Annotated in this window: 25 protein-coding genes and 2 pseudogenes; 11 read left to right on the top strand and 16 right to left on the bottom strand. The window is 69.4% G+C overall.

Features of this window, described 5'->3' with window-relative positions; translation table 11 throughout:
* Positions 1–3 precede the first annotated feature (3 nt).
* From CW359_RS37860 to CW359_RS37840, 4 genes are all read right to left on the bottom strand, one after another.
* On the bottom strand, positions 4–501 hold the full coding sequence (locus CW359_RS37860) for a helix-turn-helix domain-containing protein (RefSeq protein WP_105974755.1): 498 nt from the start codon (positions 499–501) through the stop codon (positions 4–6).
* A 453-nt stretch (positions 502–954) separates the two neighbouring features.
* Entirely contained in the window at positions 955–1,326 is a 372-nt protein-coding gene (locus tag CW359_RS37855; RefSeq protein ID WP_105974754.1) for a VOC family protein, read from the bottom strand.
* A gap of 111 nt (positions 1,327–1,437) precedes the next feature.
* The gene (locus CW359_RS37850; RefSeq protein ID WP_408647569.1) at positions 1,438–1,866 is read right to left on the bottom strand and encodes a DUF4240 domain-containing protein; all 429 of its coding nucleotides are present in this window, start codon (positions 1,864–1,866) and stop codon (positions 1,438–1,440) included.
* A 681-nt stretch (positions 1,867–2,547) separates the two neighbouring features.
* A complete protein-coding gene (locus CW359_RS37840; RefSeq protein ID WP_232838783.1) occupies positions 2,548–3,477 on the bottom strand; it encodes a hypothetical protein in 930 nt (309 codons plus the stop codon).
* A 58-nt stretch (positions 3,478–3,535) separates the two neighbouring features.
* Here CW359_RS37840 and CW359_RS37835 point away from each other — a divergent pair, with 58 nt between their 5' ends.
* Both CW359_RS37835 and CW359_RS37830 read left to right on the top strand, forming a co-directional pair.
* On the top strand, positions 3,536–4,027 hold the full coding sequence (locus tag CW359_RS37835; RefSeq protein WP_232838785.1) for an NUDIX domain-containing protein: 492 nt from the start codon (positions 3,536–3,538) through the stop codon (positions 4,025–4,027).
* Positions 4,028–4,276: 249 nt separating this feature from the next.
* Positions 4,277–4,695 (top strand): annotated as a pseudogene (locus tag CW359_RS37830) (IS256 family transposase); the annotation flags it as partial.
* 201 nt (positions 4,696–4,896) lie between these two features.
* Here the strand turns inward: CW359_RS37830 and CW359_RS37825 are convergent.
* Complete coding sequence (locus tag CW359_RS37825) at positions 4,897–5,922, bottom strand: hypothetical protein (RefSeq protein ID WP_105974751.1); 1,026 nt, start codon at positions 5,920–5,922, stop codon at positions 4,897–4,899.
* A 220-nt stretch (positions 5,923–6,142) separates the two neighbouring features.
* Here CW359_RS37825 and CW359_RS37820 point away from each other — a divergent pair, with 220 nt between their 5' ends.
* Both CW359_RS37820 and CW359_RS37815 read left to right on the top strand, forming a co-directional pair.
* On the top strand, positions 6,143–6,337 hold the full coding sequence (locus CW359_RS37820) for a hypothetical protein (RefSeq protein ID WP_105974750.1): 195 nt from the start codon (positions 6,143–6,145) through the stop codon (positions 6,335–6,337).
* Between the two features lie 162 nt (positions 6,338–6,499).
* A complete protein-coding gene (locus tag CW359_RS37815; protein ID WP_105974749.1) occupies positions 6,500–7,240 on the top strand; it encodes a VOC family protein in 741 nt (246 codons plus the stop codon).
* A 16-nt stretch (positions 7,241–7,256) separates the two neighbouring features.
* Here CW359_RS37815 and rox read toward each other — a convergent pair whose 3' ends face one another.
* Complete coding sequence (gene rox / locus CW359_RS37810) at positions 7,257–8,771, bottom strand: rifampin monooxygenase (RefSeq protein ID WP_105974788.1); 1,515 nt, start codon at positions 8,769–8,771, stop codon at positions 7,257–7,259.
* 35 nt (positions 8,772–8,806) lie between these two features.
* Positions 8,807–9,733, bottom strand: a complete 927-nt coding sequence (locus CW359_RS37805; protein WP_105974748.1) for a sigma-70 family RNA polymerase sigma factor — start codon at positions 9,731–9,733, stop codon at positions 8,807–8,809.
* 113 nt (positions 9,734–9,846) lie between these two features.
* On the opposite strand from CW359_RS37805, the gene CW359_RS37800 reads away from it, so the two are divergent.
* The 4 genes from CW359_RS37800 (at position 9,847) to CW359_RS37785 (ending at position 13,583) form a co-directional block, all read left to right on the top strand.
* Positions 9,847–10,191 (top strand): hypothetical protein, encoded by a 345-nt coding sequence (locus CW359_RS37800; RefSeq protein ID WP_105974747.1) that lies wholly within the window; start codon positions 9,847–9,849, stop codon positions 10,189–10,191.
* Between the two features lie 73 nt (positions 10,192–10,264).
* Complete coding sequence (locus tag CW359_RS37795; RefSeq protein WP_105974746.1) at positions 10,265–10,726, top strand: helix-turn-helix transcriptional regulator; 462 nt, start codon at positions 10,265–10,267, stop codon at positions 10,724–10,726.
* 10 nt (positions 10,727–10,736) lie between these two features.
* The gene (locus CW359_RS37790) at positions 10,737–11,147 is read left to right on the top strand and encodes a VOC family protein (protein WP_105974787.1); all 411 of its coding nucleotides are present in this window, start codon (positions 10,737–10,739) and stop codon (positions 11,145–11,147) included.
* Between the two features lie 48 nt (positions 11,148–11,195).
* Entirely contained in the window at positions 11,196–13,583 is a 2,388-nt protein-coding gene (locus tag CW359_RS37785) for an ATP-binding cassette domain-containing protein (RefSeq protein ID WP_105974745.1), read from the top strand.
* A gap of 83 nt (positions 13,584–13,666) precedes the next feature.
* On the opposite strand, the gene CW359_RS37780 is transcribed toward CW359_RS37785, so the two are convergent.
* A complete protein-coding gene (locus CW359_RS37780) occupies positions 13,667–14,278 on the bottom strand; it encodes an HAD domain-containing protein (RefSeq protein WP_105974744.1) in 612 nt (203 codons plus the stop codon).
* A gap of 184 nt (positions 14,279–14,462) precedes the next feature.
* Between CW359_RS37780 and CW359_RS37775 the strand changes: the two genes are divergently transcribed.
* On the top strand, positions 14,463–15,311 hold the full coding sequence (locus CW359_RS37775; protein ID WP_105974743.1) for a nitroreductase/quinone reductase family protein: 849 nt from the start codon (positions 14,463–14,465) through the stop codon (positions 15,309–15,311).
* Positions 15,312–15,367: 56 nt separating this feature from the next.
* On the opposite strand, the pseudogene CW359_RS37770 reads toward CW359_RS37775, so the two are convergent.
* The 4 genes and pseudogenes from CW359_RS37770 to CW359_RS37755 form a co-directional block, all read right to left on the bottom strand.
* Positions 15,368–17,498, bottom strand: a pseudogene (locus CW359_RS37770) (HelD family protein).
* A 42-nt stretch (positions 17,499–17,540) separates the two neighbouring features.
* The gene (locus tag CW359_RS37765) at positions 17,541–18,206 is read right to left on the bottom strand and encodes a TetR family transcriptional regulator (RefSeq protein ID WP_105974742.1); all 666 of its coding nucleotides are present in this window, start codon (positions 18,204–18,206) and stop codon (positions 17,541–17,543) included.
* 56 nt (positions 18,207–18,262) lie between these two features.
* A complete protein-coding gene (locus CW359_RS37760; protein WP_105974741.1) occupies positions 18,263–20,473 on the bottom strand; it encodes a phosphotransferase family protein in 2,211 nt (736 codons plus the stop codon).
* A 232-nt stretch (positions 20,474–20,705) separates the two neighbouring features.
* Entirely contained in the window at positions 20,706–21,581 is an 876-nt protein-coding gene (locus tag CW359_RS37755) for a GntR family transcriptional regulator (protein ID WP_105974740.1), read from the bottom strand.
* Between the two features lie 196 nt (positions 21,582–21,777).
* Here CW359_RS37755 and CW359_RS37750 point away from each other — a divergent pair, with 196 nt between their 5' ends.
* A complete protein-coding gene (locus CW359_RS37750; protein ID WP_105974786.1) occupies positions 21,778–21,960 on the top strand; it encodes a hypothetical protein in 183 nt (60 codons plus the stop codon).
* Here the strand turns inward: CW359_RS37750 and CW359_RS37745 are convergent.
* Complete coding sequence (locus CW359_RS37745) at positions 21,951–22,751, bottom strand: HAD family hydrolase (protein ID WP_408647568.1); 801 nt, start codon at positions 22,749–22,751, stop codon at positions 21,951–21,953. The two genes, CW359_RS37750 and CW359_RS37745, sit on opposite strands and share 10 nt — an antisense overlap.
* Positions 22,751–23,632, bottom strand: a complete 882-nt coding sequence (locus CW359_RS37740; RefSeq protein WP_105974738.1) for a GntR family transcriptional regulator — start codon at positions 23,630–23,632, stop codon at positions 22,751–22,753. The genes CW359_RS37745 and CW359_RS37740 overlap by 1 nt, the downstream gene beginning before the upstream one ends.
* A gap of 138 nt (positions 23,633–23,770) precedes the next feature.
* On the opposite strand from CW359_RS37740, the gene CW359_RS37735 reads away from it, so the two are divergent.
* On the top strand, positions 23,771–23,959 hold the full coding sequence (locus tag CW359_RS37735) for a hypothetical protein (RefSeq protein WP_105974737.1): 189 nt from the start codon (positions 23,771–23,773) through the stop codon (positions 23,957–23,959).
* Between the two features lie 25 nt (positions 23,960–23,984).
* Here the strand turns inward: CW359_RS37735 and CW359_RS37730 are convergent, their stop codons facing one another.
* Positions 23,985–24,869: a FadR/GntR family transcriptional regulator gene (locus CW359_RS37730; RefSeq protein ID WP_105974736.1), complete on the bottom strand. Its 885-nt coding sequence runs from the start codon at positions 24,867–24,869 to the stop codon at positions 23,985–23,987.
* Between the two features lie 278 nt (positions 24,870–25,147).
* Complete coding sequence (locus tag CW359_RS37725) at positions 25,148–26,428, bottom strand: GNAT family N-acetyltransferase (RefSeq protein WP_105974735.1); 1,281 nt, start codon at positions 26,426–26,428, stop codon at positions 25,148–25,150.
* Positions 26,429–26,506: the final 78 nt, after the last annotated feature.

Below are 26,506 nucleotides of genomic sequence, written 5' to 3'. Positions count from 1 at the left end.
GCGTCAACCGGCCGTCTGCCGCGGGCCGGCGTCGCTGCCGGCGCTTACGTCTGTATCGGTATCCGCCTTGCCGCCCTGAACGTCCGGCACAGGGACGTCCGTTGAGGCCGAGACCGGGGCCGAGGCCGGGGCGCTGTCCGGATCGGCGATCTCGAACCCGTTCTCCTTGCGGAAGGACTCGTAGATCTGCAGCAGCACCTGCTTCTGCCGTTCGTTGAGGGTCGGATCGGCGAGGATGACGGCACGCGTCTCCACATCGACCCGGTCCCGCTCGGCGTCGAGGATGCCGGCCCGGACGTACAGCGTCTCGGCGGAGATCCGCAGCGCCTTGGCGACCTGCTGCAACACCTCCGCGCTCGGCTTGCGCAGCCCGCGCTCGATCTGGCTCAGATACGGATTGGACACCCCGGCAGCCTCGGCAAGCTGCCTGAGCGACAGCTGCGCGGTGCGCCGCTGTTCACGCAGATACTCACCAAGATTGCCGACGTTGAGCGATGCCATGCGTCCAGCTTGCCGCACTCCTGCTAACTATTGCAAGCAGATGCTTGCAATAGTGTTCCGCGCCACATGGCTTTCGGGCTGGGCCTGACGTCCTGTCTCCGCGAGGTGTAGGCAGTCCCGCTCCTCTGTAGGCATGTGCGAGCTGTGTCCCGGTCATGTGCAGGCTGGACGGGATCGACCCCTGCGAGGAAGAGACCGCAGGGCTCTGGGCTGACCTCGCCCACCGCCAGTGCCGGCTCGTCCACCGCGCCGAGACCCTTCACGACCTGGCCCGAGCCAAAGGGCCCGAAGTCGGGCTGGACGGGAAGGCACCCTGGCTGACGGCAACCGGGTTCCCCGAACGAGGCGCACTGATCCGCCTGTTCACCTCCCCCCGCTGGAGGAAAATGGCGATGAGCGACGACCTCTACGTCTCCCTCAGCAGCGTCGCGCCCGGCGCCACGAGAACGCCAATCAGCGCGGGACGATGCAGAAGGGGTGCCCAGCAGGGTCGGTGAGGACGCGCGCCTTGTCCCCATGCGGCTGGTGATCCGGCTTGCCCGCACCCAGTCCCAGCAGCCGGGCCTCGGCCTCGTCCAGGCTCTCCGCGACCTTGAAACAGATGTGAAGCTGCTGAGGAACGATCTGGCCGGGCCAACTCGGAGCCCGGTAGTCCTCGACCCGCTGGAAGCCGATGAGGAGTCCGTCCTCACGGTTGAGACCGGCGAACTCGGCGTCCGACTTAGGGTGTGGTTCAAAGCCGGTGGCCTGCTGATAGAACGCCGCCAGAGCCAGCGGATCAGGGCAGTCGAGTGTGATCGCGACCAGTTCCATCTGCAGGGGCATGAGACCTCCGAGCCGATCAGTGGACTTCCGTGCACGCCGCACAGGCGGCTGCCTGCCGTTGAGCGGGACGGGGAGAGCGCCTTCGTTCCGCTCAACCGTAAGCACACCAGGTCAGAACCTCACCATGCCAACAGTTATCCGGGCCAGGACAGTTGTCGGTAGATGTGGCGAGTCCCCCGGACCGGCGGCCTCGGGGGGCACGTCGCCCTGCTCGGCTACGACGGCTACGCAGAAGGCGTCGCCGCAGTCGTCGACGCCAGCAAGAAACCCGTACGCCTCTTTGGCGACGCAGTCGAGAAACTCCCACTCGGGCCAGTCATCGTTCGAGAGTTCGCGGGGGCGAGCCAGCAGGCACTGGACCTCAGGGGCGTCGGCCAGAGCGTCGGGATCGGCCACTGCCCGAGAAAAGGTGTCCCGGCCGAGCCCCACCATCCCTCGGCCGAAATAGCAGAACCCGTCGTCCGAACACCAGCCGCCGAAGATCCGCTCCACCGCAGGTCCATGGATCCGCAGCAAGTTCAGCTCGCTCGTCGAGGCCACGGCCGAATACGTCACGCACTCGGACTGAGTGAGACAGCCGACCTGCGCCCGTCTCGCTCAACCTGATTCTTCAGGCGTCACAGCGAGGTCGTGACGCATGGCAGTTCGCATAGCCCGGAGGATGTCCCAGATCTCGCACTGAGCCTGGGCTGCGGTCTCCATCGTTTCTCCCGGCCCGGGGTCGCCTCGTTCGAGGCGCTTCACCTGCCCATAGACCTTGTTCAGGGCTTGGTTAACGACACTCGCCTGCTTGAGTACTTCGTCAGGAGCGATCATCTGTGCTTCGGAGTATCGGTCGCAGTGAACGGTTCTCGCGGATCTCCTCATGACCACGAACAAGCTCTATCTCTCTGCGCCTCGCGCGCTCCGAACCACGCTGTGTCAGTATCGACCCGCCCAGTGTCCCCGCGACGCCTGCCACTGCGATGATCACTGAACTCAGATCCACCGACGCGCTCCGTGAACTCTTCGGCCTCGTGCCTGCTGCCCAGGGCCCAAGGCATCAAGTTTGCCGATTGTCGGTGTGCTGTGGCTTGGTGCTATCGGTGTACGAGCCAACGTGCACAGCCTGGCACTGCCAAATGTGCACAGGTTCGCGGGCCACCGATCGCAGTTGTCGCCGTCCACCCGTCATCGCCCGTCAGCTGAGGCCAAGGGCTTCCCCCTGTCCAGAAGCTGGTGTCAGCGAATACGGCCGCCTTCGGTGACCAGCCATTCGCCGGTTTCCCAGTCGGACGGGCCTTCGTCGATGCGGTGGTACAGGTCGAAGCGGATACCCAGCCCCGGCCACGGGTGACGGACCGGGACGACGCGGAAGAACTCCTCAAGGCCCGGAAACGTGATTCCTTCGGGCTCGGGAAACAGCAACTCCAGCTCTGTGCGGGTCAGATCGGTCCAGAGCGCGAACTGCCACTCCGTATGCGTCAGCCCCTGGTCGTAGACCAGCTCGAACCGTGGCTCGCGGCCGACGACGAAGTCGTGGATGTCGCCGAGGAGTTCACCCGATGTCGAGGGGAGGACGAACGGCCACTCCTCGCCGGTGGGATAGCGGTACATGGTGGATGCCGAGGCGAGTGCGCTCACGAGGTCGTGCCATTGTTCGGGCGAGGTGGGGCCGGCGGGCAGGTTCACGCCGGTGTGATCGACCCGCTTGACGTGCCCCGCGAGACGGCGGGTCAGGTCAGCCATCTCCACTCCGGCCGGCAAGGGCCGGGCATCGGGCGTGTCACCACCCCACACGCCGAGGGAGCGGCCTGCGTCGAAGGCGACTTGGGGCCCAGATACGTCCGCCAGCTGAAACGTCGTCACCGGACGGGCGTCAGCGGGTCGCGGCGGTGTGAGGGTCAGCTGGTCAACCACCCCGGCCGTGCTCACAGACCCGGCGCTGTCGGCGTACGCCACCTCGGCGAGCAGGGAACGCAGTTCGCCGAGAAAAGTGCGTGATTCCGGCGTCGCGGGCAAAAGGAAAGTGATCTCGGACAGACGATCCATGCGTCCGACCGTAGCCGAATTCGTCTTCATCTCGTCCTGGCGATCTTCCAGCCATACCGGTATGGCCAGTTGTGCGTTGTTCGGCTGTACGTGCCGGAAAGCGGCGTTGTCAGTGGGCACTGCCAGAGTGTGGATCGTGGACCAAGACCAAGACCAGGACCAGGACGAGTACGAACTGGTGGAGCGTGTCGACGATCAGGATCGTGGGCTGGGGGTGGCTGTGCCCCGTCGGCAGGCCATCCGGGAGGGGTGGCTGCACCGGGTCGCCGTGACCGTGTGTCGTGATGAGTGTGGGCGGATGCTCGTGCACCGGCGGTCGGAGCAGTTGTCGCGCTTTCCCGGGTTCTACGAAGTCATGGTCGGTGGCGCCGTGGGTGTCGGTGAGTCCTATGAACAGGCCGCCGCGCGGGAGTTGGCCGAAGAGCTGGGCATACGTGTGCTGCCGCGCCTGCTGTTCACATTCCTCAACCGCGGTGGTCTGAGCCCCCATTGGCTCGGCGTGCACGAAGCCGTGCTGCCGGACGCCGTGGTCGCCGATCCCGGTGAGATCGCCTGGTACGGCCGGCTGACCGAGCCTGAGCTGCGGTCGGCCCTGCTGGAGTGGCGCTTCACCCCCGACAGCCACGAGGCCTTCGGCCGGTACCTCGCGTTCCGAGCCGCGCAGTCCTGACCTTGCCCGCCTCGGAACCTTCGCGCGCCGAGTCGCTCCCCCTCCCCCCCCCCATCACCGTCCGCCATCACCGTCCGCCCGTCCTCACCGCCATCACTGTCAGACCCCTGATGTTGGATGCAGACGCGCCCATTCACCATGTCGCTTCGCGACCGCTGTCGCTCGATGGCAGCGCTTGAGGCGGTACTCGGTCCGGAATGGGCGAGCAACGCTCAAGGACCGGTGGATCGGCCTCGGGAAGGCACACCCGTGCTCGGCGTGGTCAACAACGACGGAACCACCGAGACCTGCTTCCTGGTGGACGACATCGTCCGCGAGGGCGCCCGGCGGATGCTCGTCGCGGCCCTGGAGGCCGAAGTCCACCAGTACATAGCCGAGTTGGCCGACCAGCGTGCCGAAGCCGGTCGCTGGTTCGTGGTCCGCGACGGCCACCACCGCGAGCGCACCGTGACCACCGCCGCAGGCCCGGTACCGGTCAAGGCGCCGCGCGTGGACGACAAGCGCGTCGACACCGCCACGGGCGAGCGCGAGCGGTTCTCGTCGAGGATCCTGACCCCTGGTGCGGGAAGTACCCGAAGATCAGCGAGGTCCCTCTCCTGCTCTGCCTGCGCGTACTGTCCTGCGGCGACTTCGTGCCCGCCATGGAGCAGTTCCTCGGCGGCGCGGCATTCGGGCCCCATGCTCGTGGTCGGTGACGGCGCAATGGGCCCGTGGTGGGCTCTCACGGAGGGAGAGGCGTCGCGGTCGGGTCAGGGATGGCCTGCTTCCTTCTCGGATGTCGGGCCGCAGGCAGGCACCCTGAGCCTCGCGGCCACCCGGCGTCACGGCAGGCCCGCACCGTGACGCCCCGGCTGCACACCGCGGACGGGCTACGTCATCAACTCGATGTGCGGATGCTCGGGCTCTGCCGGGCAGACGAACAGGTGCTGCCGGTAGCCGCTGCCTATCTGGACCCCGGTCGCGTTGTAGCCGCGGTGGCCGGGGTACGGTCCGGCACCTGGGTGGGGGTGCGGAGACCAGCTGTTCCCGGCGTCGTCCCCTTTCTCGAACGTGGCCACGGTCATCAGGACCTCCATGCCGGTGCCGCACTCGGAGCAGGGCAGCGGTCTGGGGTCGGTGGAGTTCCAAGCGGGCCAGCCGCCGACCTTCCAGCCGGGTGCGTTGGACAGCACACAGTCGTAGTACGTGTCCGGGTCCATGTCTTCCTCCGCTGCCTGCGGCACACTCCATTGCCTCAGCTGCTCCCGCAGTTCTTCGCTCAGCTCCAGATGGTCGGGGTACTCGGTGATCTGCTCCGGTTCGAGCACGCACGGGTCCGGCAGATAGCCGTCGAACTGCACTGCGGGCGGCTCGGGGGGCGTGTCGAGGATGTCGGTGACGGCGGCTGCCGAACGCCAGAAGAGCAGGGTCCTGGGCATGATCGGATGATCGAAGGGGCACCACAGAACCTGCAGCAGGTCCTTGCCCTCCGGCGGGCTCAGATCGGGCACATCGCGTACGTACAGCTGCGCGACGGGCAGCATCGCTATGGGGCCGTCGTACGCCTGGACCGCCAGCCTCACCGGATACGTCCGAGGGGGCTGGATCCGCTCCAGAGTCTCCCGTTCCTCCGGAGTCAGGTCCCGGCCGTGCGAGGCGGCGAAGATCCTTCGTTCCAGCCGCAGATCCGTCGGGGACTGGGCTGGGTTGATGCCATCCACCACATGCGGTTCCTCACAGTGCGGCCACGGCTCCTCGGCGGGCCACAGCAGCGGCCCGCCGATCGAGCTGTCGTGCCACGTCGGCGCCCCAGGGCGGGGGTGCAGGCGGGTCGCCGTACGGGCCAGCGGAGCCAGTTCGGGAAAGACCGCGGCAACGTCGATCGGCCGTGGCGGAGTGACAGGAGTGACATTCATGGCCGCAATCCTGCCAATCGCCACTGACAACGGCCCTCGTGGCCGCCGCACGAAGAGCTACGGCACGGGCGCCACCCGGGAGAGCGCTACCGCCGGTCCATTTGAGGTGTTCGGGCATCGGGATCTTGCTGTTCCGCAGGAGATGGTCAGGTGAGGTACACCGTGGAGTGCGGGAGGGGGCGCCGGAGTTGTCCCCGACCGGAGCGTCTACCGTGTTCCGGTGTTCTTCAGGAAGCAGCGGGAAGCTTCTGGACTCGACGAGCCTGCCTACCCGCGCAGTTGGAACGCCGACCGGTTCTTCCCGCACCTGCCGGGCCGCGCCGAGCTGACGCGCGTACTGCCCGCGGACGAGGCGCGGGACCGGTTCGCCCGTACGTCACCGTCGCTCGACGGCGGAAATCGCCGGTCCTCCTGAACCCACCCGGTCCTCCCTCCGGGCATGCTCGTGCTGGTGGGGGGAGGACCAGGTCGGTGAGGGCGGTGCGACTCTCTTCATGCTCGTCACGCCATGACGACGTGACGAGCATGAAGAGAGTCATGAAGAGAGTTACGAGCTTGGAGAAGGAGAACTAGACACATGGCGCTGCGGCCTGTTCAGGTGAACGTCAAGGCCCTTGACCACTCGGCGGTCGGCCGGTTCTGGGCGGCGGCCCTCGGCTGGACCGCGTACAACCCAGGTGTGACGACGTACGTAGCACCCAGGGGTGAGTTCGTCTGGCCCGACCCGGTCGGCGTGGGCATCGACGTCGTGCCCGTCCCGGAACTCAAGTCGGCGGCGAAGAACCGTACCCACCTCGACCTCGCGACCGAATCCCCCGCCCACCAGGCGGAGTTGGTCGCCCGGCTGTTGGCGCTCGGCGCGACGCCCGCCGACGTGGGGCAGGGTGAGGTGCCATGGACCGTTCTCGCCGACCCGGAGGGCAACGAGTTCTGCGTGCTTGAGCCCCGGGAGGTCTACCGGGACACCGGGCCGATCGCCGCCGTGGTGGTCGACTGCGCGGATCCTCGGGCCATGGCCCGGTTCTGGGGCGAGGCGACGGACTGGGCCGTGCACCAAGTCACCGACGACCAGGCGACGTTGCGCTCCGTCGCGAGGACAGGACCGTATCTGGAGTTCCTCCGCAAGTCCGACGGGAAGACCGCGCCGGACCGGGTCCATCTCGACCTGATGCCGTACGCCGGTGACGACAAGGACGCGGAGGTGGCCAGGCTGCTCGCCCTCGGCGCCACCGCCCTCGACATCGGCCAGGGCGACGTCCCGTGGACGTGCCTGACCGACCCGGAGGACCACGAGTTCTGCGTCCTCGCCCCGCACTGACGCCGACGCGAAACGCTCAACTGGCCGCCGCGCCGAACCACTTCGGCAGCCGAGCCAGCAGTTCGCGCTGATCGTCCCCGGCCCAGGCGACGTATCCGTCGGGGCGCAGCAGGACGGCGGGCGCGCTCAGTCCTTCCAGTTCCTCCAGCCCCTCCAGCCCCTCCGGTACGACGTGGTCGACACGGTCCGACCAGCCCGTGACCGACAGGCTGCCCGTCCGGTCGAGGAGGAGGCCTCGGCCGGTGCGCATCAGCTCGTACAGGCGTCCGTGCTTCAGCGGTACGTCGCGCAGGCGGCGGCCGATGAGTCCGTGGCCGCCGCCATCCCTGCCACCGCCACCGCCACCGTCACCGTCACCGTCACCGTCGGCGAAGTCGTAGCGGACGCCGATCGCGGTGATCTTCTCGATCAGGTGGCGGTTCACGTCCTCGAAGTCCATCAGTTCCGAGAGCAGGCGGCGTACCGCGCTGGGGCCCGGCTCGGCGGACAGCAGGAGCATCTGTGCGCGGGTGTTGTCGAGTACGTCGGCCGCCACCGGGTGGCGTTCGGCGTGGTAGCTGTCCAGCAGGTCGGCCGGGGCCCAGCCGCGCACCTCGGCGGCCAGTTTCCAGCCGAGGTTGAAGGCGTCCTGGATGCCGAGGTTGAGGCCCTGGCCGCCGACCGGCGGGTGGATGTGCGCGGCGTCGCCGGCCAGCAGGACGCGGCCGGTCCGGTAGCGCTCGGCCTGCCGGGTGGCGTCGCCGAAGCGGGAGAGCCAGCTCGGCGAGTGCACGCCGAAGTCGGTACCGGCGTACGCCCGCAGCTGCCGCTTGACCTCGTCGAGGGTCGGCGGCACGGAGCGGTCCTCGGTGACCCCCTCGGCGGGTACGACCACGCGGTACACCCCGTCCCCGAGGGGCCCGAGGCCGAAGCCCCGGTGCGTCTCGCGCACCTCGGCGACCACGGTGGCCACCGTCTCCGGCGCCGCCTCCACCCGCATCTCGCCGATCAGCGTCTCGACCCGGGCGGACTCGCCGGGGAAGCCGACGCCGAGGAGTTTGCGTACGGTGCTCCGGCCGCCGTCGCAGCCGACGAGATAGCGGGCGCGCAGTCTCGTGCCGTCGGCCAGCTCTGCCGTGACCCCGGTCCCGTCCTCTGTCGCGTCCTCTGTCTGGCTCAGGCCCACCAGTTCGCAGCCGCGCCGGATGTCGGCGCCGAGTTCGACGGCGTGCTCGTTGAGCAGGCGGTCGGTGCGGGGCTGGGGGATGCCGAGTACGTAGGCGTGCGCGGTGTCCAGGTCGGGTGCGGGCTTGGTGATGCCGGCGAAGAATCCGGCGCCGACCGGGTACTGCTTGCCCTGTTCCAGGAACCGCTCCAGCAGGCCGCGCTGGTCCATGATCTCGATGCTGCGGACGTGCAGACCGAGCGAGCGGACGACGGGGGTCGGCTCCGGGTCCCGCTCCAGCACGACCACACGCACGCCGTGCAGGCGCAGCTCGGCGGCGAGCATCAGGCCGGTGGGCCCGCCGCCCACGACGATCACATCAATCACGTCGATCATGAAACCCCCAGGTCAGGGCTGGACGGCTACGGGACAAGCCGGTGCGCCGAGCGCTCGTACGCCCTCAGCTTCTCCGGCGTAAGGATCCAGTAGAGCGTGTCGAGCCCGTCCGCTCCCACAGTCGCGCTCATCAGGGCGACGGCGGTGCCGTCCTGGGCGATCAGGAGGGCGGGGCTGCCGTTGGCCTCGACGATGCCGTAGTCGGCGCCGGGGAAGAACTTCTTGGCGAACGCGGTGACCATGGCCACGCGTCCGGCGCCCAGCACCTCCAGGCGGGCCACGCCGCGCATGCCGTTGCCGTCCGCGTAGGCGACGACGTCGGCCGAGAGGACGTCTTCGAGGGCGGCGACGTCACCGTCCCGGGCCGCCGCGACGAAGGCTTCGAGGAGCCGCCGGTGCTCCGCCGTGTCGACGGGGGCCCGGCGCTCGGCGGCCAGCCGCTTCCGGGCCCGGCTGACGATCTGCCGGGTGTTGGCCTGGCCGAGCTGCAGCATGCCGGCGATCTCGTCGTACGGATAGTCGAAGGCCTCCCGCAGGACGTAGGCCGCCCGCTCTACGGGGTTCAGCTTCTCCAGGACCAGCAGTACGGCCAGCTCAAGGGCCTCCCCGCGCTCCGCGCCGACCTGTGGGTCGACCCGGGTGTCCACGAACTCGGGCAGCCAGGGACCGACGTACGCCTCCCGCCGGACCCGTGCCGACTGGGCGACGTTGATCGCGAGCCGGGTGGTGGTCTTGGCCAGGAAGGCGCCGGGTTCCAGCACCACGCTCCGGTCGGCGCCCTGCCACCGCACCCAGGCGTCCTGCACGACGTCCTCGGCCTCGGACACACTCCCGAGGACGCGGTAGGCGATCCCGAACAGTCTCGGCCGCAGCGCCTGGAACACGTCCGCCGCGGCCTCCAGCTCGTCCAGCTCCGCCATCGGGTCGCCGACGAACGGCCGTTCCTCGTCCATGCTGCCGATGCCTCCGTCTTCGCAGGTCAACCAGGCGTGCCGAGGAGCGAGGACGGCCCGCCACCTCGATCCTACGGGGGCCCGTCATCCCGCCGAACACCGATAATCCGATCGTGGACACCTCGGACGACGGCCCTGATCTCGCCCCCGGCCTGCGGGAGACCGACAACAACCTGTGCGGCGTGCTGCGCGGGCGCCTCGACGTCTCGGCCGTGGCCGGGCACTTCGTCCGGGCCGGCTGGACGTCCCGGTCGTCGTCCTGGGACGCGTACGAGGTCGGGACGAGCTGGTGCCGGGTCGACCTCGATCCGGCCGCCGGACCGGACATCCTGCTGAACGGCGTCATCGCCCCGGACCGGCTCGACACCCTCGCGACGCTCCTCTCGCGCTTCGGGCTGAGCTTCGGTCTGGAGTTGTACGACGACGAGGGCGGCCTGCGCCGGGAGATCACCGCCTGAGCGTGCGCACGACCTCCCGAGGCCGGTCGCTCGGGCCCTGACCGGCCCCGTACCCCGGTGGTACCGTCGCCGCATGGACCCGCAGGAACTCGCCAACCTCGCGCATCTGCGTCGGGCACGGGATCTGATCGACCGGGAGTACGCGCGTCCGCTCGACGTGCCGACGATGGCGCAGCACGCGCTCATGTCACCGGCGCACTTCTCCCGGCGCTTCCGGGCCGCCTACGGGGAGACGCCGTACAGCTATCTCATGACACGGCGGATCGAGCGGGCGATGACGCTGCTGCGGGGCGGGATGAGCGTGACCGACGCGTGCATGACCGTCGGCTGTACCTCGCTGGGGTCGTTCAGCTCGCGGTTCACCGAGATCGTGGGGGAGACACCGAGCGCGTACCGCGGTCGCGGGCACGACGCGGTCACGGCGATGCCCGCCTGTGTGGCGAAGGTGAACACCCGACCGAGCAGGAATTCCGGGCCGAGCGGGAATTCCGGACCGAGCAGGATTCGAGAAGCGGGCCCCACGGCCGCCGCCTAGCGTGGTCGGCATGGACATCGCACTGCAGTACTGCCACATCACCGTCAACGACCCCGACGAGGCGCTCGCCTTCTACCGCGACGCCCTCGGCTTCGAGGTCCGCAACGACGTCGCCTCCGGCGGCTTCCGCTGGGTCACCCTCGGCAGCCCCGCGCAGCCGGACCTCGACCTCGTCCTCTCCGAACCGCACGCGGGCCGCTCCCCGGCCGACGGCGACGCGCTCCAGGAGCTGCTCACCAAGGGCGTCATGCCCATGTTCGTCTTCCGCACCGACGACCTCGACGCCATGTTCGAGAAGGTACGGGCGTCGGGTGCCGAGGTGCTCCAGGAGCCCATGGACCAGCAGTGGGGCCCACGGGACTGTGCGTTCCGGGATCCTTCGGGCAACCTGGTGCGGATCTCGCAGAAGCCGAAGAAATAACCGTAGTTACGCAAGAAAATAGAACGAAACGGACGATACGGAGACCCGATGAGCAACAGGCCCCCGCACAGTGCCGACAGCCACGACCTGATCCGGGTGTTCGGCGCACGCGAGAACAACCTCAAGGACGTCAGCATCGAGCTGCCCAAGCGTCGGCTGACGGTGTTCACCGGTGTCTCCGGTTCCGGCAAGAGTTCCCTGGTGTTCGACACGATCGCCGCCGAGTCGCAGCGGCTGATCAACGAGACGTACAGCGCGTTCCTGCAGGGCTTCATGCCCACACTGGCGCGGCCCGAGGTCGACGTACTCGAAGGTCTGACGACCGCGATCATCGTCGACCAGCAGCGGCTCGGCTCCGACCCGCGTTCCACGGTCGGCACGGCCACCGACGCCAACGCGATGCTGCGCATCCTCTTCAGCAGGCTCGGGCAGCCGCACATCGGCCCGCCGAGCGCGTACTCCTTCAACACGGCGTCGGTGAAGGCGAGCGGCGGGATCACCGTCGACCGTGGCGCGGACAAGACAAAAACCGTGAAAGCGACCTTCAACCGCACCGGCGGGATGTGCACGCGCTGCGAGGGCCGGGGCGCGGTCTCCGACATCGACCTCACCGAGCTGTACGACGACTCGAAGTCGATCTCCGAGGGCGCGTTCACGATCCCGGGGTGGAAGTCGGACAACGTCTGGACGGTCGGCATCTACGCCGAGTCGGGCTTCCTCGACCCGAACAAGCCGATCCGCCGCTTCACGAAGAAGGAGATGCAGGACTTCCTCTACCGCGAGCCGACGAAGGTCAAGGTCAACGGCGTCAACCTCACCTACGAGGGCCTGATCCCCAAGATCCAGAAGTCGTTCCTGTCGAAGGACAAGGAGGCGATGCAGCCGCACATCAGGGCTTTCGTGGAGCGGGCGGTCACCTTCACGACCTGCCCCGAGTGCGAGGGGACGCGGCTGAGCGAGGGGGCACGTTCGTCGAAGATCAAGAAGATCAGCATCGGTGACGCGTGCGCGATGGAGATCCGGGACCTGGCGGAATGGGTACGCGGCCTCGACGACCCCTCCGTCGCCCCACTCCTCGCCGCGCTCCAGCACACGCTGGACTCGTTCGTGGAGATCGGCCTCGGCTACCTGTCCCTGGACCGCGCCTCGGGCACTCTCTCGGGCGGCGAGGCACAGCGGGTGAAGATGATCCGCCATCTCGGCTCGTCCCTCACCGACGTCACATACGTGTTCGACGAGCCGACGATCGGCCTGCACCCGCACGACATCCAGCGCATGAACGACCTGCTGCTGCGGCTGCGCGACAAGGGCAACACCGTGCTGGTGGTCGAGCACAAGCCCGAGGTGATCGCGATCGCCGACCACGTCGTCGACCTCGGCCCCGGGGCCGGTACGGCGGGCGGCACGGTCTGCTTCGAGGGCACGGTGGAGGGCCTGCGGAAGGGCGGCACGGTCACGGGCCGCCACTTCGACGACAGGTCGACGCTGAAGGAGTCGGTGCGAAAGCCGACGGGGACTCTGCCGATCCGGGGCGCGACGAAGCACAACCTCCAGGGCGTGGACGTGGACATCCCGCTGGGTGTGCTGTGCGTGGTGACGGGCGTGGCGGGTTCCGGCAAAAGCTCACTGATCCACGGCTCGCTGGTGGGCACGAAGGGTGCGGTCGCGGACGGCGTGGTCTCGGTCGACCAGACCCCGATCCGCGGCTCCCGCCGCAGCAACCCGGCGACGTACACGGGCCTCCTGGACCCGATCCGTACGGCGTTCGCCAAGGCCAACGGGGTCAAGCCGGCCCTCTTCAGCGCCAACTCGGAGGGCGCGTGCCCGACCTGCAACGGCGCCGGCGTCATCTACACGGACCTGGCGATGATGGCAGGGGTGGCGACGACCTGCGAGGACTGCGAGGGCAAGCGTTTCCAGCCGGCGGTGCTGGAGTACCACCTCGGCGGCCGTGACATCAGCGAGGTGCTGGCCATGTCCGTGACGGAGGCGGAGGAGTTCTTCGGCACGGGCGACGCGCGTACGCCGGCCGCGCACCGCATCCTGGACCGCCTGGCCGACGTAGGCCTCGGCTACCTCAGCCTGGGCCAGCCCCTCACCACCCTGTCGGGCGGCGAACGCCAACGCCTCAAGCTGGCCACGCACATGGGCGACAAGGGCGGCGTCTACGTCCTCGACGAACCGACAACCGGCCTCCACCTGGCCGACGTCGAACACCTCCTCGGCCTCCTCGACCGCATCGTCGACTCGGGCAAGTCGGTCATTGTGGTCGAACACCACCAGGCGGTCATGTCCCACGCCGACTGGATCATCGACCTGGGCCCCGGCGCGGGACACGACGGCGGGCGCATCGTCTTCGAGGGGACACCGGCGGAGCTGGTCGCTGCGCGCTCGACGCTTACGGGGGAGCATTTGGCGGGGTACGTAGGGGCGTGAGGGTTGGCTGACGCTGGGGGGCATGCAGCCCCGCACTGACGGGGCGCCGCTCTCGGCGGGACGGCGCCCGCAACTGGGCGTTTTCAGGGGCGCGGGGAACTGCGCGACCAGCCCCCACCGGCCCGCAGCCGATCACTCAACCACGCCCCCACAACCCCAAGATCCCCGTCCCCCAACCCATGACGAGGATCGACCCGGTGCAACAGAGCCCGCCCCCGATGATGCTCCGCCACCCAGTCCCGGTCAGCATCAGTGACCTCGTCATCGAGCCACACGAAATCCCGCCCAGCCGCCCACTCGACAAGAGGCGCCGTCTTCCAGTGCACCCCGCGCATCCCATGCGGTGCCCCCGACCCCGAGTCCAACTCCGACTCCGACTCCGACTCCGGCCAGCTCACCACCGGAAGCGCCGCCAACCCCAACCACGGCGCCACGCACTCATTCGCCTCCCCCAACCAACTCGTCGCCCACACCAACTCACACCCCAACGCCCCCAGTCGAGACCCGAGCGAGGGATCGATCCTGGACAGCAAAGGGTTCGCCTCCGACACCGCGACCCGCGGTCGCCGCGCGGGCGCGTACGTCGGATAGCCGTCCGGATACTGCTCCCGCGTCCCGCCGAACGGGATCAACGGCCCGTCGACGTCCAGGAAGAGGAGCGGACGCGGGGCCGGAAAAAAGGAAGGGTTCGTCATCGTCCCCCTTGATACCGTACGGCCCATGACTGCCGGGTCGGCCTTGTGCCGTGAGCGAGTTGGGTGCCCGGCCTCTGAGTGAGGTCGGGGTGGGCCAGGGGCCCGCCGGTTTCTCTTTGTTCCTCCGTTCCCTTCGGGGAGTCCGTGTGACCGACAGAGAAACCACTCGCACAGAAAGCAGCGCATGCCCAACGACTTCAACCAGCAGGTCATCGACGAGTTCCGGGCCAACCACAGCCGAGTAAGCGGCTTCGGCGGCTACTTCGAAGGCGCCCGGCTCCTTCTCCTCACCACCACCGGCGCCCGCACCGGAACCCCGCACACCACACCCCTCGGCTACCTCCCCGACGACGGCGAGCGCGTCTTCGTCATCGCCTCGGCCGCCGGCTCCCCCAGGCATCCCGACTGGTACCGCAACATCCTCGCCGACCCCCAAGTCACCGTCGAGACCGGCGTGTTCACCTACGACGCCCGTGCCGTCGTGCTCGACCGCGACGAACGGGACCGCGTCTTCGCGCGGGCCGTCGAGGCCGAGCCGGGGTGGGCCGCGTACCAGGAGAAGACCGACCGGATCATCCCCGTGGTCGCCCTGTACGAGATCGCACCGGACGGGCCTCCCCGCATCAACGCGTCCGGCATGGCTGACGCCATCAAAGTCGTCCACGACGCCTTCCGCCGCGAACTCGCCCTGATCAGGAAGGAGATGCGCGCCGAGACCGGCGACACCGCACACCTCGGCGCCCAACTCCGCGCCAACTGCCTCACCTTCTGCGCGGGGCTCCACAACCACCACACCGGCGAGGACATCGGCCTCTTCCCCTTCCTCGCCGACCGCCATCCCGAGTCGGCCCCCGCCATCGAGCGCCTGCGCACCGAGCACGAGCAGATCTCCGACCTCGTCGAGCAGTTGCGCCGGGCTCTCTCCACAACAGGCCCCGACCCCGCCACCGTCCGCACCGAGGTCGAGCGTCTCACCCTCGCCCTCGAAGCCCATCTCACCTACGAGGAAGAGCAGTTGATCCCGCTGCTCTGAGCACCACGTGAGTGACGGTGGGGCCGCCTTTCGCGGGAGGGCGGCCCCACCGTGCCTCAGAACGGCAACGGCCGCCTATGCACCACCTCCAGCCGTGACACCGCCCGCGTCAGCACCACGTACAGCCGATGCAACCCCCGCCCACCCGCACCCCCGACCGCACCCTCACCCTCCGCCTCCACGATCGCCGCCGGCTCCACCACGACCACGTGGTCCCACTCCAGCCCCTTCACCGCGGTCGCCGCCATCACCACGACCCGCCGCTCCTCCCCCAGCACCCCCAACACCCCAGACGCCCCCAACACCTCCCGTACCGCCGCCACTTCCCCCTCCGCCGCGCCCCCCGCTCAACGCCCGCCCCACCGCCGCCACCACCTCCCCAGCGACGTCCGCCGTCTCCACCACCCTCAACTCCCCGTCCCCGCGCAGGGATCGAGCGGGCGGCACCGGCACCTCCAGCCGTGCCAGCAGCCGGTTGGCGAACTCGACGACCGTCCTCGGCACCCGGAAACCCGTCGTCAGCGGGATCACCGTGGCGTCCGGCTTGCCCAGGTGGGCCAGCAGAGGGCCCCACGCCCGTGCCGCCCACGGCGTGGTCCCCTGTGCCAGATCGCCCAGGACGGTCAGCGAACCGTAGGGCGCCCGGCGCGCGATCACCCGGCACTCCATCGGGGAGAGGTCCTGCGCCTCGTCGATCACCACATGGCCGTATCCCCCGGGGTGTTCGATCAGGCCCGCGACCTCGTCCAGAAGCACCAGATCCGCCGCCGACCAGCGCGCCGACCTCCACGACCTCGGCGGACGCCCCCAACACACCGCCCGCTGCTCCTCCACCCCCAGCAGCCCAGCCGCAGCCCGCGCCAACACCCGCTCATCGCCCAGGAGTTCGGCCACCACCTCCTCCGGCCGCACTCTCGGCCACACCGCCTCCACGAACGCCCCGACCGGCCGCGCCCGCTCGATCCGCCGTACCCAGCCGTTCGGCTGCGGCCCCGCCCGCCGCTCCGCCTCCCGCTGGATACGGGCCACCACCCGCGTCCGTACCCGCTCCCGCCCCACGCCGTACGGCGGTTCCTCGGCCCGTACGCCCGCCACGATCCGCGCCAGTTCCGCCGCCGGAACCCGCCAACGGTACGAATCGTCCGGCGCCTCAAGGGGATCAAGGGAGTTGGCGTACTCGTCGGTCGCCACCCGCGCGTACAGCGCCCGGCGCAGCACCTCCGCCATCCGCACGTCATGCTTCACCACCGCCGCCCGCTCGTCGTCCTGCGCCCGCACCTGACGCCCCGGGCCCGCGATCTCGTCCATGACCGTCGACTGCCGTACCCCCGTCTCGCCGAGGGCGGGCAGCACCTCCGCGATGTACGAGAGGAACGTCCGGTTGGGGCCGAGGATCAACAGGCCGCCGCGCTGGACGCGTTGGGGGTGGGTGTAGAGGAGGTACGCGGCCCGGTGCAGCCCGACGGCCGTCTTGCCGGTGCCGGGAGCGCCCTGCACGCAGACGGAGACGCCCAGGCCCGCCCGTACGAGATCGTCCTGCTCGGGCTGGATCGTCGCGGCGATGTCCCGCATCGGCCCGACCCGGGGCCGCGCGATCTCCCGCGCGACCAGCCCACCCACACCACCGACCGACTCCCCCGCCCCCTCCTTCTCCCCCTCCCCCACCCCCTCCCCCACGGCCACCTCTGTGAGGTGCTCGTCCTCCAGTCCGGTCAGATCGGCCGAGTCCCCCGTACTGCCGGGCGCCCAGCCGAACCGCCGCCGTACGGCCACACCCTGTGGATCGCGGGCGCTCGCCTGGTAGAAGGCCCGGGAGACGGGCGCCCGCCAGTCCACGACGAGGGGCGGGCGGGTCGGGTGCTCGCTGATCCGCAGCCGCCCGATGTGATAGCTGGCGCCACGGTGATCGCCCCCGCGCTCACCGCCGTCGAAGTCCAACCGGCCGAAGAACAACGGCCCTTCGGGCAGCTCCCCCAGCTCCTTCGCCTTGCTGCGCAGCTGGTACCCGAGCACTTCCGCGTCCGCCCCGGAGGCGGAGACGTCCTCACCGGTGACGACGTGCTCATGAGCGCCGTCGACCATCGCGGCGAGCGCGGCCCGGCAGAGGTCGTGATGGTCACGTTCGCGGAGCAGGAGGTCGCGAAGTCCGGACTCGGACTCGGGCTCGACAGAGGCGGGTGGCGTCATTCCAGCAAGCCTAACCCAGATAACGCAACCAGGTTAAATATTTTACCGAGTCGCGCCCCTTACCCCTGCCGCCCCTCCCGACCCCTCCCGCCGAAGCCACGGCAGCCCCGCCTCCAACTGCCCGAACGCCTCCTCCGCCGCCGCGACCGCGTCCCCCCGCACCGCCTCCACGCCCTCCCCGGCCGCAATCCGGCGCCAGTTCTCCTGCGCGAGGATCCGCTGTACGGCGATGATCTGCCCGGCGGCCAGTCGCGCCGCCAGTGTGCCGCCCAGGGCGCCGGCGAGGGCGGCCTCCGAGCGCTGCTGGTACTCGTACGCGCGTGCGACCAGCGACGGGGTGCCGTAAAGCAGCCCGTGGAAGGCGAGCACCCCGGGGTCGCCGTTGAGGCCGGTGACCGGGTCCTCGCGGCTCAGCCCGTCGAGGAAATGCCGCCGCAGGGCATCCACGGATGACACAGTCGCCCCCGTGAGAGCCGCCCGTACCACCCGCGCCGCCTCGTCCTCGTGGTCCGCGAAGCGGTGCAGGACGAGGTCCTCCTTGGCCGGGAAGTAGCGGAACAGCGTCGGTTTCGAGATGCCCGCGGCGGCGGCGATCTCCGCGACGGAGACCGCGTCGAACCCCTTCGCGAGGAACAGCCCGATCGCGATGTCGGACACGTTCTGGTACGTCTGCCGCTTCTTGCGCTCACGCAGCCCGATCTCTGCCATGGAAGCGAGAGTACGCACTCCGGAAACGCCTGATTCCGCACACCCCCACCGCCCGGCTACCGCAGCGCGAGCGCCAGATACGGGTTCTCCGTGGAACGGGCCGGCAGCCCCAGCGCGGCCGTCGCCGACGCCAGTGTCATCGGGTACGAGTCGACCGCCCGGCGCACGTTCGGGGCTTCCAGGCCCGCGCCGGTGACCAGCCGGTCCAGGTCGATGTAGGCGGACCGGACGATCTCGATGTCCCGGTAGACCCGCCAGTCCTGCCGCCAGTCGTGGGTGAACCGCGGCTCCAGCACGCTCTCCCAGCGCCGGAACATCCGGTCCCGGATCTCGGAGCGGGTCGGGGTGAGGTGCATGTGGCGGACCAGGTCGTAGAGCGGGTCGCCGACCACCGCCATCTCCCAGTCGATGATGGTCAGCGCCATCGAGTCGTCCCGGCGTACGAGGTTCCAGGGGTTCAAGTCGCCGTGCAGCAGCGCCGGTTCGCGGTCGCTCACCACATGCCGGCTGAGGATCTCCCGCAGCCGGGCGGCGTCGGGCAGGCCGAGCGACCGGGCCAGTTGCCGGGACTCGCCCGGCAAGTCGCCGACGAGGAGGACGAGTTGCTCGCTCAGCCAGCTGTAGAAGCGCCCCCCGCCCGCCATCGGGTCCAGCTCCTTGTACTTCACCCCGGTCAGGGCGCGGAGCTGGTCGACGAGCGCGTCCGCCTCGCGCGGGAGCAGACCGTGGACCGGATGGCCGGGCGCCTGGTCGATGTCCCAGCGTCCGGCGTACGTGTGGACCGCGAAGGGCTCGTCGCGGTAGCCGGTGCCCAGCGCGAGGACCCGGGGCACAGCCACTTCGGCCTTCGACCGCTCGATGGCCCTCAGTACGGCGTGCTCGCTCAGGAAGCTGTGCTCGCGCCGGCAGACCTCCGCCACCTTGCGTCTGACGACTACGGGAAAGTCGACGCCCTCGACGAGGACCACCGAATTGAGGTGGGTGGTCCCCTTGAACACCCGGTTGGCCGGAGCCGCGCCCTCGGCCCGCAGCGCGTGCGGCACGGCGGCACGCGGGAAGTCGGGGTGCTCCGGGACCCGGGGGTCCGGTTCCCAGCCGATCGGTGTGCGCGGTCCCACGTCCCGCCGGGACGACGACATCCGCCAGCGGTACAGGATCCGCTCGATCACCGCGTCGCCCGGCACATCGGCCAGCCCCAGCGGCTCGGCGGCCCCTGCCAGCGCCTCGCGCACGGCGGCCGTCGCCCGGTCCAGGCTCGTCTGGTCGAACGATTCCTCAAGGGATCTCGCGGCCCGCATGACGTCGGGGAACACGGACTGCGCCCGCTCGAAGGCGACGTAGTGCGGCAGGTCCCGGCGCAGACCGTTGACCGCGGCGGGCCTGGTCGCCCGCATGGCCTCGGCCCAGGCGTTCACCACCTCGTCCCACTGGAAATCCGGGTACTTCATCCGGACGAGGTGGATGGCGAGATCGTGCAGGGGGTCGCCGTAGGTGGCGAGTTCCCAGTCGACGGAGGCGAGCGAGGAGGAGGGGTCGTTGTGGCAGGTGACGATCACGTTGTCGCGGTGCAGATCCGCGTGCAGCAGGCCGTAGGGCCGGCGGGCCATCACGGGCACCCGCTCGGCCCACCGGATCAGCGCGTCCGCCGAGACACCGAGGGCGACGAACAGCCCACCGTAATCAGCCCAATTGGACTGGCGAATGTCACGGTCCGCGCGGTGTGCCAGCATCCGCAGGAAACTCTGGCCGTCCTTCACGTTGCGCGGCAGGCTGCTCGGCAGCGCCTCTCTGCGCACCTGGGCGACCTGGGCCATCAGTCCCGCGAGCGCCTTGATCACCGGACCGGAGACCGGCTTGCCGTTCTCGCACAGCTGGGAGAGCGGTACGCCGTCCACATAGCTGTGGATGGCGAAGCCGGGCCCCGAGACCAGACACTTCGGTGCCAGGGGGACTGTCTGCTGGACGGCGTCCAGAATCGCCGCCTCACGTTCCCAGGTCCGGAGCACCACCGGCAGGGCGTCGGGCCGCCGGACCCGCACCAGCACCTGCGCACCCGCCTCGCCGGACACGGCCCGTGCCACGGCCTCCGGCAGCGGGAGCACATGGTTGCGGTTGTGGTGGCCACCGCTCGCCACGCCCGTCTCCGGCGCCCGCCGCACGAACGCGGACACGACGTCGGACCACTGACCGGCGGTCCGCTGCCCGGCGGACCTCTCACCGGCGGATCGTTCCCGGAGCGGGGGCCGGGGAACGGGGGGTGCGTCCACTGGCCGCTCCTGTTTGCTCGCGCGAGGTGAAGTAGAGGACGCGCGGTTGGGCAAACGTTATGCACAGAGCGCGTCCAGCACGACCGGAGCCCGAAGCTCATCGGCCACGAAGAGTGGGTTTGCCACTCATCTGCATCAGATCGTTCGAGGCAGGCGTGTTCGCCCTCTCATACGCAAGAACGAGTGCGGTTGCTCACTTGGTGCGGGCATGCTACCGGACGGAGTCCCACCCCTACTCCACGCCCACTTGTTCCCACATGGCGTCGAACCAACGCTGCGCGCCCTCGACGAAGAGCGTCCCCTGCGAGTCCGGGTCGGCGTCCTTGACGAAGGGGGTCAGCTGGGTTCCGAGGCCCAGGACGTCACGCGCCGGGATCTCCTTGCCGGTGTCCAGGACGACCGGCCGCTCTATCGGGACGTAGAGGCCGTGCAGGGCCTCGACCCCGTTGACGAGGTACAGCTTCCAGGTCGGGGCGACGGCCACCCGGCGGACGGTGAACTCGACATGATCCACGAGCCCTTCGGCGTGCATCTCGCGCAGGGCCCGCCGCGACGAATCCACATGCTGGCGCCTGAGTGTGCACAACCGTTCCCGCAGCAGTGGAGTGTGCTCGGCGTTGACCGCCCGCAGGTAGGGCAGGTCCACGTCGTCGCCGGGCAGGAGCAGGCGCAGGGTGATGCGCGAGGGGCTGATCTGGTAGGCCCTGACCCGCTCCAGCTGAAGCTGGATGTGCGTGGCCAGTGATTCCGAGGTCAGCGCGTAGACGTCCAGGGTGACCACGGGCTGTTCGAACGCCTCACTGATGATCGGCCCCAGGTGCCCGGTGACGGGCCTGACCGCCGAGTGCCGCACGGGCGGGACCCGCACGACCCGGGACCCGCTGCCCTGCCGGGACTCGATCCAGCCCTCGTCGCGCAGCTCCTTCAGCACCCGCTGCACGGTGTCCCGGGACACCGCGAAATCATCGGCGAGTCGACGCTGCGCGGGCAGCAGGGAGCCCAACGGGTACACCCCGCCCGCAATACCCTGCCGCAGCAGGGCGGCCACCCGCTCGAACTCCCTGCCGCCGGCGGCGGCAGGGACCTGCCGTCCATCCTCGTGTCCCACACCCCGACCGTACCGTTTCCGGTCCGCCGTCAAACAGATTCCAGTCAACTCGACCCACAACCACCCGGCCGGTCAACCCACAACTACCCGGCCGGTTAAGGGATCAGCCGGACCGGGCAGACCTCTTTCAGGCCAACCAGCCCAATTGGACGGCTAGTTGACTGCTTCGGGCAAAGTGGAGGGAATGGTGGGAGAAGTGATCGCTTTTCAAGTGCTCTGGGCGCTGGCCAAGTTGCTCCTGGGACAACTGGCCCAGTCACGGCTCGGGCTGCTGGGACTCCTGCTCATGTGGACGGTCGCCATGGGCGTCCGCGCGCGTCGCACCGGGCCGGCCGTAGGCGCGGCGGTGCTGCTCATCCTGTTGATGACTCAGGCCTGACCGGTTCCCGGCCGACGGTCACGGACCACCCGCAGCACCGGCGCGAACGAGTTCACGATCGTTTCCGCACCCACCGCCCTGAGTTCCTTCTCCTTGCGGTCGTTACGCGCGTAGCCCAGGAACGGAACCCCGGCCCGCCGGGCGGCCAGGAAGTCGGCCGGGCTGTCGCCGATCATCAGGGCGGCGGACGGCGCCGCGCCCATCGCCCCGAGGGCGCGGTTGAGGCAGTGCGGGTCCGGCTTGAGCTGGTGGAGAGCCTGCGTACGGCCGTAGAGGTGCGGGGCGAAGCATCCCGTCAGCTGCCGCTCCGTGAGGTAAGTGCCCACCGTTCTCGCCGAGTTGTTCGTGGTGATCGCGAGACGGGAGCCGACCGCCCGCCAGGTCTGTATCAGGATGTCGACGTACGGCGTGGGGAACGCCCTGGGCACGGCCCGGAGTTCCTCCTGGGTGAGCCGTTCCTCCAGCTCCGCCACCAGGTCACTGCCGGGGTGCCGGTGATCGACGGCCCGCAGGACGACGTGCGGGTCGGGGGACACCCTCTCCGCCTCCGTGAGCAGGCCGTGCAACCCCTGCCGCTCCAGCCACTCCACCAGCTCGATCGCCACCTGCTCCGCCGAGTGCCCCGCGAACAGCCGGCAGATCGGCCCGTCGAAGTCCCAGAGCACGACCCGTGCGGGGTCGATCAGTTCCCTCAGTCTCTCCAGGTCTTCGGGCACGGAGTCGCCCGCGGAGTCGCTCACGGGCTCGGTCGCGTCGGTCGCCAGTTCGGACTGTGTCGTATCAGAGGTCACTAGGAGAGTGTCAGGTCCGTCGTGATGGTTTCCCAGAGGGCGTCGAACCACTTCTGGGATTGCTCGACGAACGCCGTGTCCCGTTCCCCCGCGCCCTTGGCGAACGAGAACAGGAGCGACTCGGTGCCCAGGGTGTCGTACATGTCCAGCATGGTCCCGCTCTCCCCCTGCTCCTCCCGGCGGGTGATCATGTAGTACGCGATCAGCGCCTCCGTCTCGTTGAGCAGGTACAGCTTCACCGGCGGGGTGAACGGCAGTGCCCGGAAGGTGACCCGGACGTCGATGCCGTGCGAGGAGCGCAGGGCCAGCAGGTTGTGCCGGAGCACGTGGCCCTGGGCGTTGCGCTGGGACAGCCAGCGCTGGTGGACCGGGTCGTCGTCGCTGCGGCCCTCGACCGGGACCGGGAAGGCCAGCGTGATGTCCCGGGACGGCAGCAGGATGCGTACGTCGACCGACACGGGGTGGATACGGCCCTCGTGGATCAGCCGGACCGGTTCGCCGACCGCCAGCATCAGGGTCTCCGCGGTGAGACAGGCCGCGTCGATCCGTACGTGCGGGGCGGCGAACGCCTCCGTCAGCCGCGGCGCGAGCCCCACCATCGTCGGCTGGGGCCCCTCCCGGGGCGGGGTCACCTCGGCGACGCGCGGCGGGCTGCCCTTGCTGACGTTGGTGAGCAGCCGCTCGGAGTGCAGGACGCGCAGTGCCTCGCGTACGGCGCCGCGCTCGACGCCGAACTCCTCGGTCAGCTCCGCCTGTGTGGGCAGCCGGTCGCCGGGCTGCAGTTCGCCGGCCCGGATGCGGTCACGCAGGACGTCGGCGATCTCCTGGGGCGACCGTCTTCTGCTGCCGTTCACTGTCTCGTTCTCCTGGGTCACAACCAAAACGCTACAACTTCGATCCATCTTTGGGGAGTTGCTTAAAAGTTGTTTATGAGTAGTAGCCAAGTGGGGACAACCTACTCAGAGTTGGTTGCCAACTTGATGAAGTTGGCGCAAGTTACGCTCGAAGGAGGAACCACCATGCCCGCCATCGCCCTCCTTGCCGCCGTCTTCATCAGCGGCTTCCAGCAGTTCATCAGCTGGCAGTACGGCACCTCGGGTGTCGTCGGCCTGCTGCTGCTCACCATAGGCATCAAGGCCAGGAACGCGACCCTCAGCTCCATCGGAGCCGTGGTCCTCGCCCTCCTGGTCACCGGCCCCACCCTCTGACGGTGCCGGCCCACCCGGGGAGACGTCAGTCCGTGAGCGTCAGCTCCGAACTGATCGTCTCCCACAGTGCGTTGAACCACAGGTGCGACTGCTCCACGAACGTCGTGTCCCGCAGCCCGGCACCTTGCTCGAAGGCGAACAGCATCGACCGGACGCCCAGGGCGTCGTACAGCTCCACCTGTTCGTGGTCGATCTCCGCCTCGCGCCGCTTGAGCGTGTAGTACGCGAAGAGCGCCTCCGACTCGTTGAGCAGATACAGCTTCACCGGTGGCGTGAACGGGAGGGCCCGGAAGGAGACGCGCACATCGATACCGTGCGTCCCGCGCAGGGCCAGCAGATTGTGCCGCAGCACCTGCCCCTGGGCGTTGCGCTGGGCCAGCCAGCGGCGCTGCAGCCGCCCGGTGGCCAGCGGCCCGGCCGGGGAACCGTCCGCCGACTCCACCGGCGCCGGCCACGCGAGGTCGATGTCCCGGCTCGGCAGCAGGATGCGTACGTCGATTCTGGCCGGATTCAGTCGTCCGGCGTGGATCTGCCGCAGCGGCTCCCCGATGGCGAGGGTGAGCGATACGGCCGTCAGACACAGGGCGTCGATCCCGACGTGCGGCGCCGCGAAGGCGGCCTCGATGCGGGGCGCGAGGGCGACGGTGGTGGGCAGCGGCGGGGCGGCGGGGCCGGTCAGCGCGGGTCGGGGCACGGAGGCGACCGTCGCCGGGCTGCCCTTGCTCACATTGGTCAGCAGCCGCTCGGAGTGCAGGATGCGCAACGCCTCCCGTACGGCACCCCGCTCGACGCCGAACTCCTCGGCCAGCCTCGCCTGGGTGGGCATGCGCTGGCCGGGCCGCAGCTCACCGGTCCTGATCCGGCTGCGCAGGGCGTCGGCCACCTCGCGGTGTGACCTCTGGGGCTCCACAACCAAACACTACAACTTCTCGCCATCTTTGGGCAGTTCAAGTGAAGGTGGTTATGAGACGCCCCCAAGTGGAGATAAGTACTATGAAGTTGGCTACCAACTTCTAAAACATGGTCAAACCTTCCACAGGTTGGCTGCCGGACTCTTCTCCGGAGGGGAGCCTGGAGCTCGGCGGCCACCACGAGGGGAAAGGGGTCGGAGCGGAAGCCGATCGGACGGATCGGAAACGGATCGGCAGCAGACCAGAAGGATCAAAGGGACCAGAAGGACCAGAAGGATCAGAAGATGTCCGGGCACCACGGTCGCCTGGACGTACGCAGCAGGGCGTCGGCCACTCGGGCGGCGCCCGCTCGTTCTTCCCGCACCCGCCCGAGCGCGACAAGCCGCACCGCGGACTCGTCACCGAGCCAGAGCGCCGCCAACTCCCTTACGTCGAGGGTGAGTTCGGCGGCATCGTTGCTCCCGGGAGTGCAGGACCCGACACCGTCCTCGGACACGTCGAGCCGATACCGCCCCGAGGCGAACCCGGCGCCGTCGACGACCTCAAGAACCAGCCCACGACCGCTCGCGCCACCACCGTTGCCGCCGCTGTCGTACGGACGGGCCTCCAGAGCACGTACGACATCCAGGATCCGTACCCACAGCCAGTCCGCGTGGGTGGTGAGTCTGGCGGCGCGCGGGTCCGGGAGGAAGAAGGGGAGCAGGTCGTCCGGGGCACGCCAGCCGGTCTTGACCTTGGTGATCCAGTCGATCGAGCAGAGGTACTGCCACAGGGCGCGCTCGGCGGCCGGGGTGACGGCGATGAGCCAGTTCACGTCGGCGGTGTTCTGCGGCTGCTTGCCGTCCCACTTGTCGACGGCCTCGTAGGAGACAAGCCCCTCGATGTCACCCTCCGCCGACCGGTACACGGCGTAGAAGGGCTCGTCCCAGGTCCCGCCGAACCGCACCGCGCCCGTGTTGACCTGCCACCAGTACTCGTCGCGGCTGACGGCACCGGGCTGCTGCCGCGCGAGGCGGGTGTGCAGGTCGGGGCCGAGCTTGCGTACGTCGTCCGCGTCCACGAGGTCGATACGGCCGCCGTCCGTCGGGCCCGACCGGCGGGGGTCGAGGCCGGTGCGGGGTACGTCGATGGTCCACTCGGAGGTGGAGGTGGCGGGGCCGAAGCCGTACCGTCCGTAGATCGGGTACTCGGCGGCGATCAGGGTGGCGACGGTGTCGCCGCGTTCCTTCGCGGCGGTGAGGTCCTGGGTCATCATGCGGGTGAGGATGCCCTGGCGGCGGTGGGTGGGGGAGACGGTGACGTTGGAGATGGCGTCGGCGGAGACGGTGTTTCCGCCGCCGACGCTCAGCACCTGCGGAAACGACCGGAAGGTGGCGACGCACCGGCCGCCGTCGTACGCCCCGAGCGTCCGCCCCGGCAGAAACTGCCCGCGCCGCGCGTCCAGCTCGACATCGCTGACCTCGGGGGACCGAAGAAACCCGGTACTCAGGGCCCGGGTCCACTCCCGAAGCCCGTCTTCGCCGACGGGGCGTATGTCGATGGCATCGCGCGGGGTCATGGGGCCAGGCTAAACGGAGCCCCCACCCATGTCGCCCGGATTTCCTTCGCCCCCGCCGCCCCGACCCGTCCCATCCCG

It is taken from the genome of Streptomyces geranii (genome assembly GCF_002954775.1).
GTDB classification, from domain to species: domain Bacteria; phylum Actinomycetota; class Actinomycetes; order Streptomycetales; family Streptomycetaceae; genus Streptomyces; species Streptomyces geranii.
This window is presented reverse-complemented; position numbering and strand designations above follow the sequence as displayed.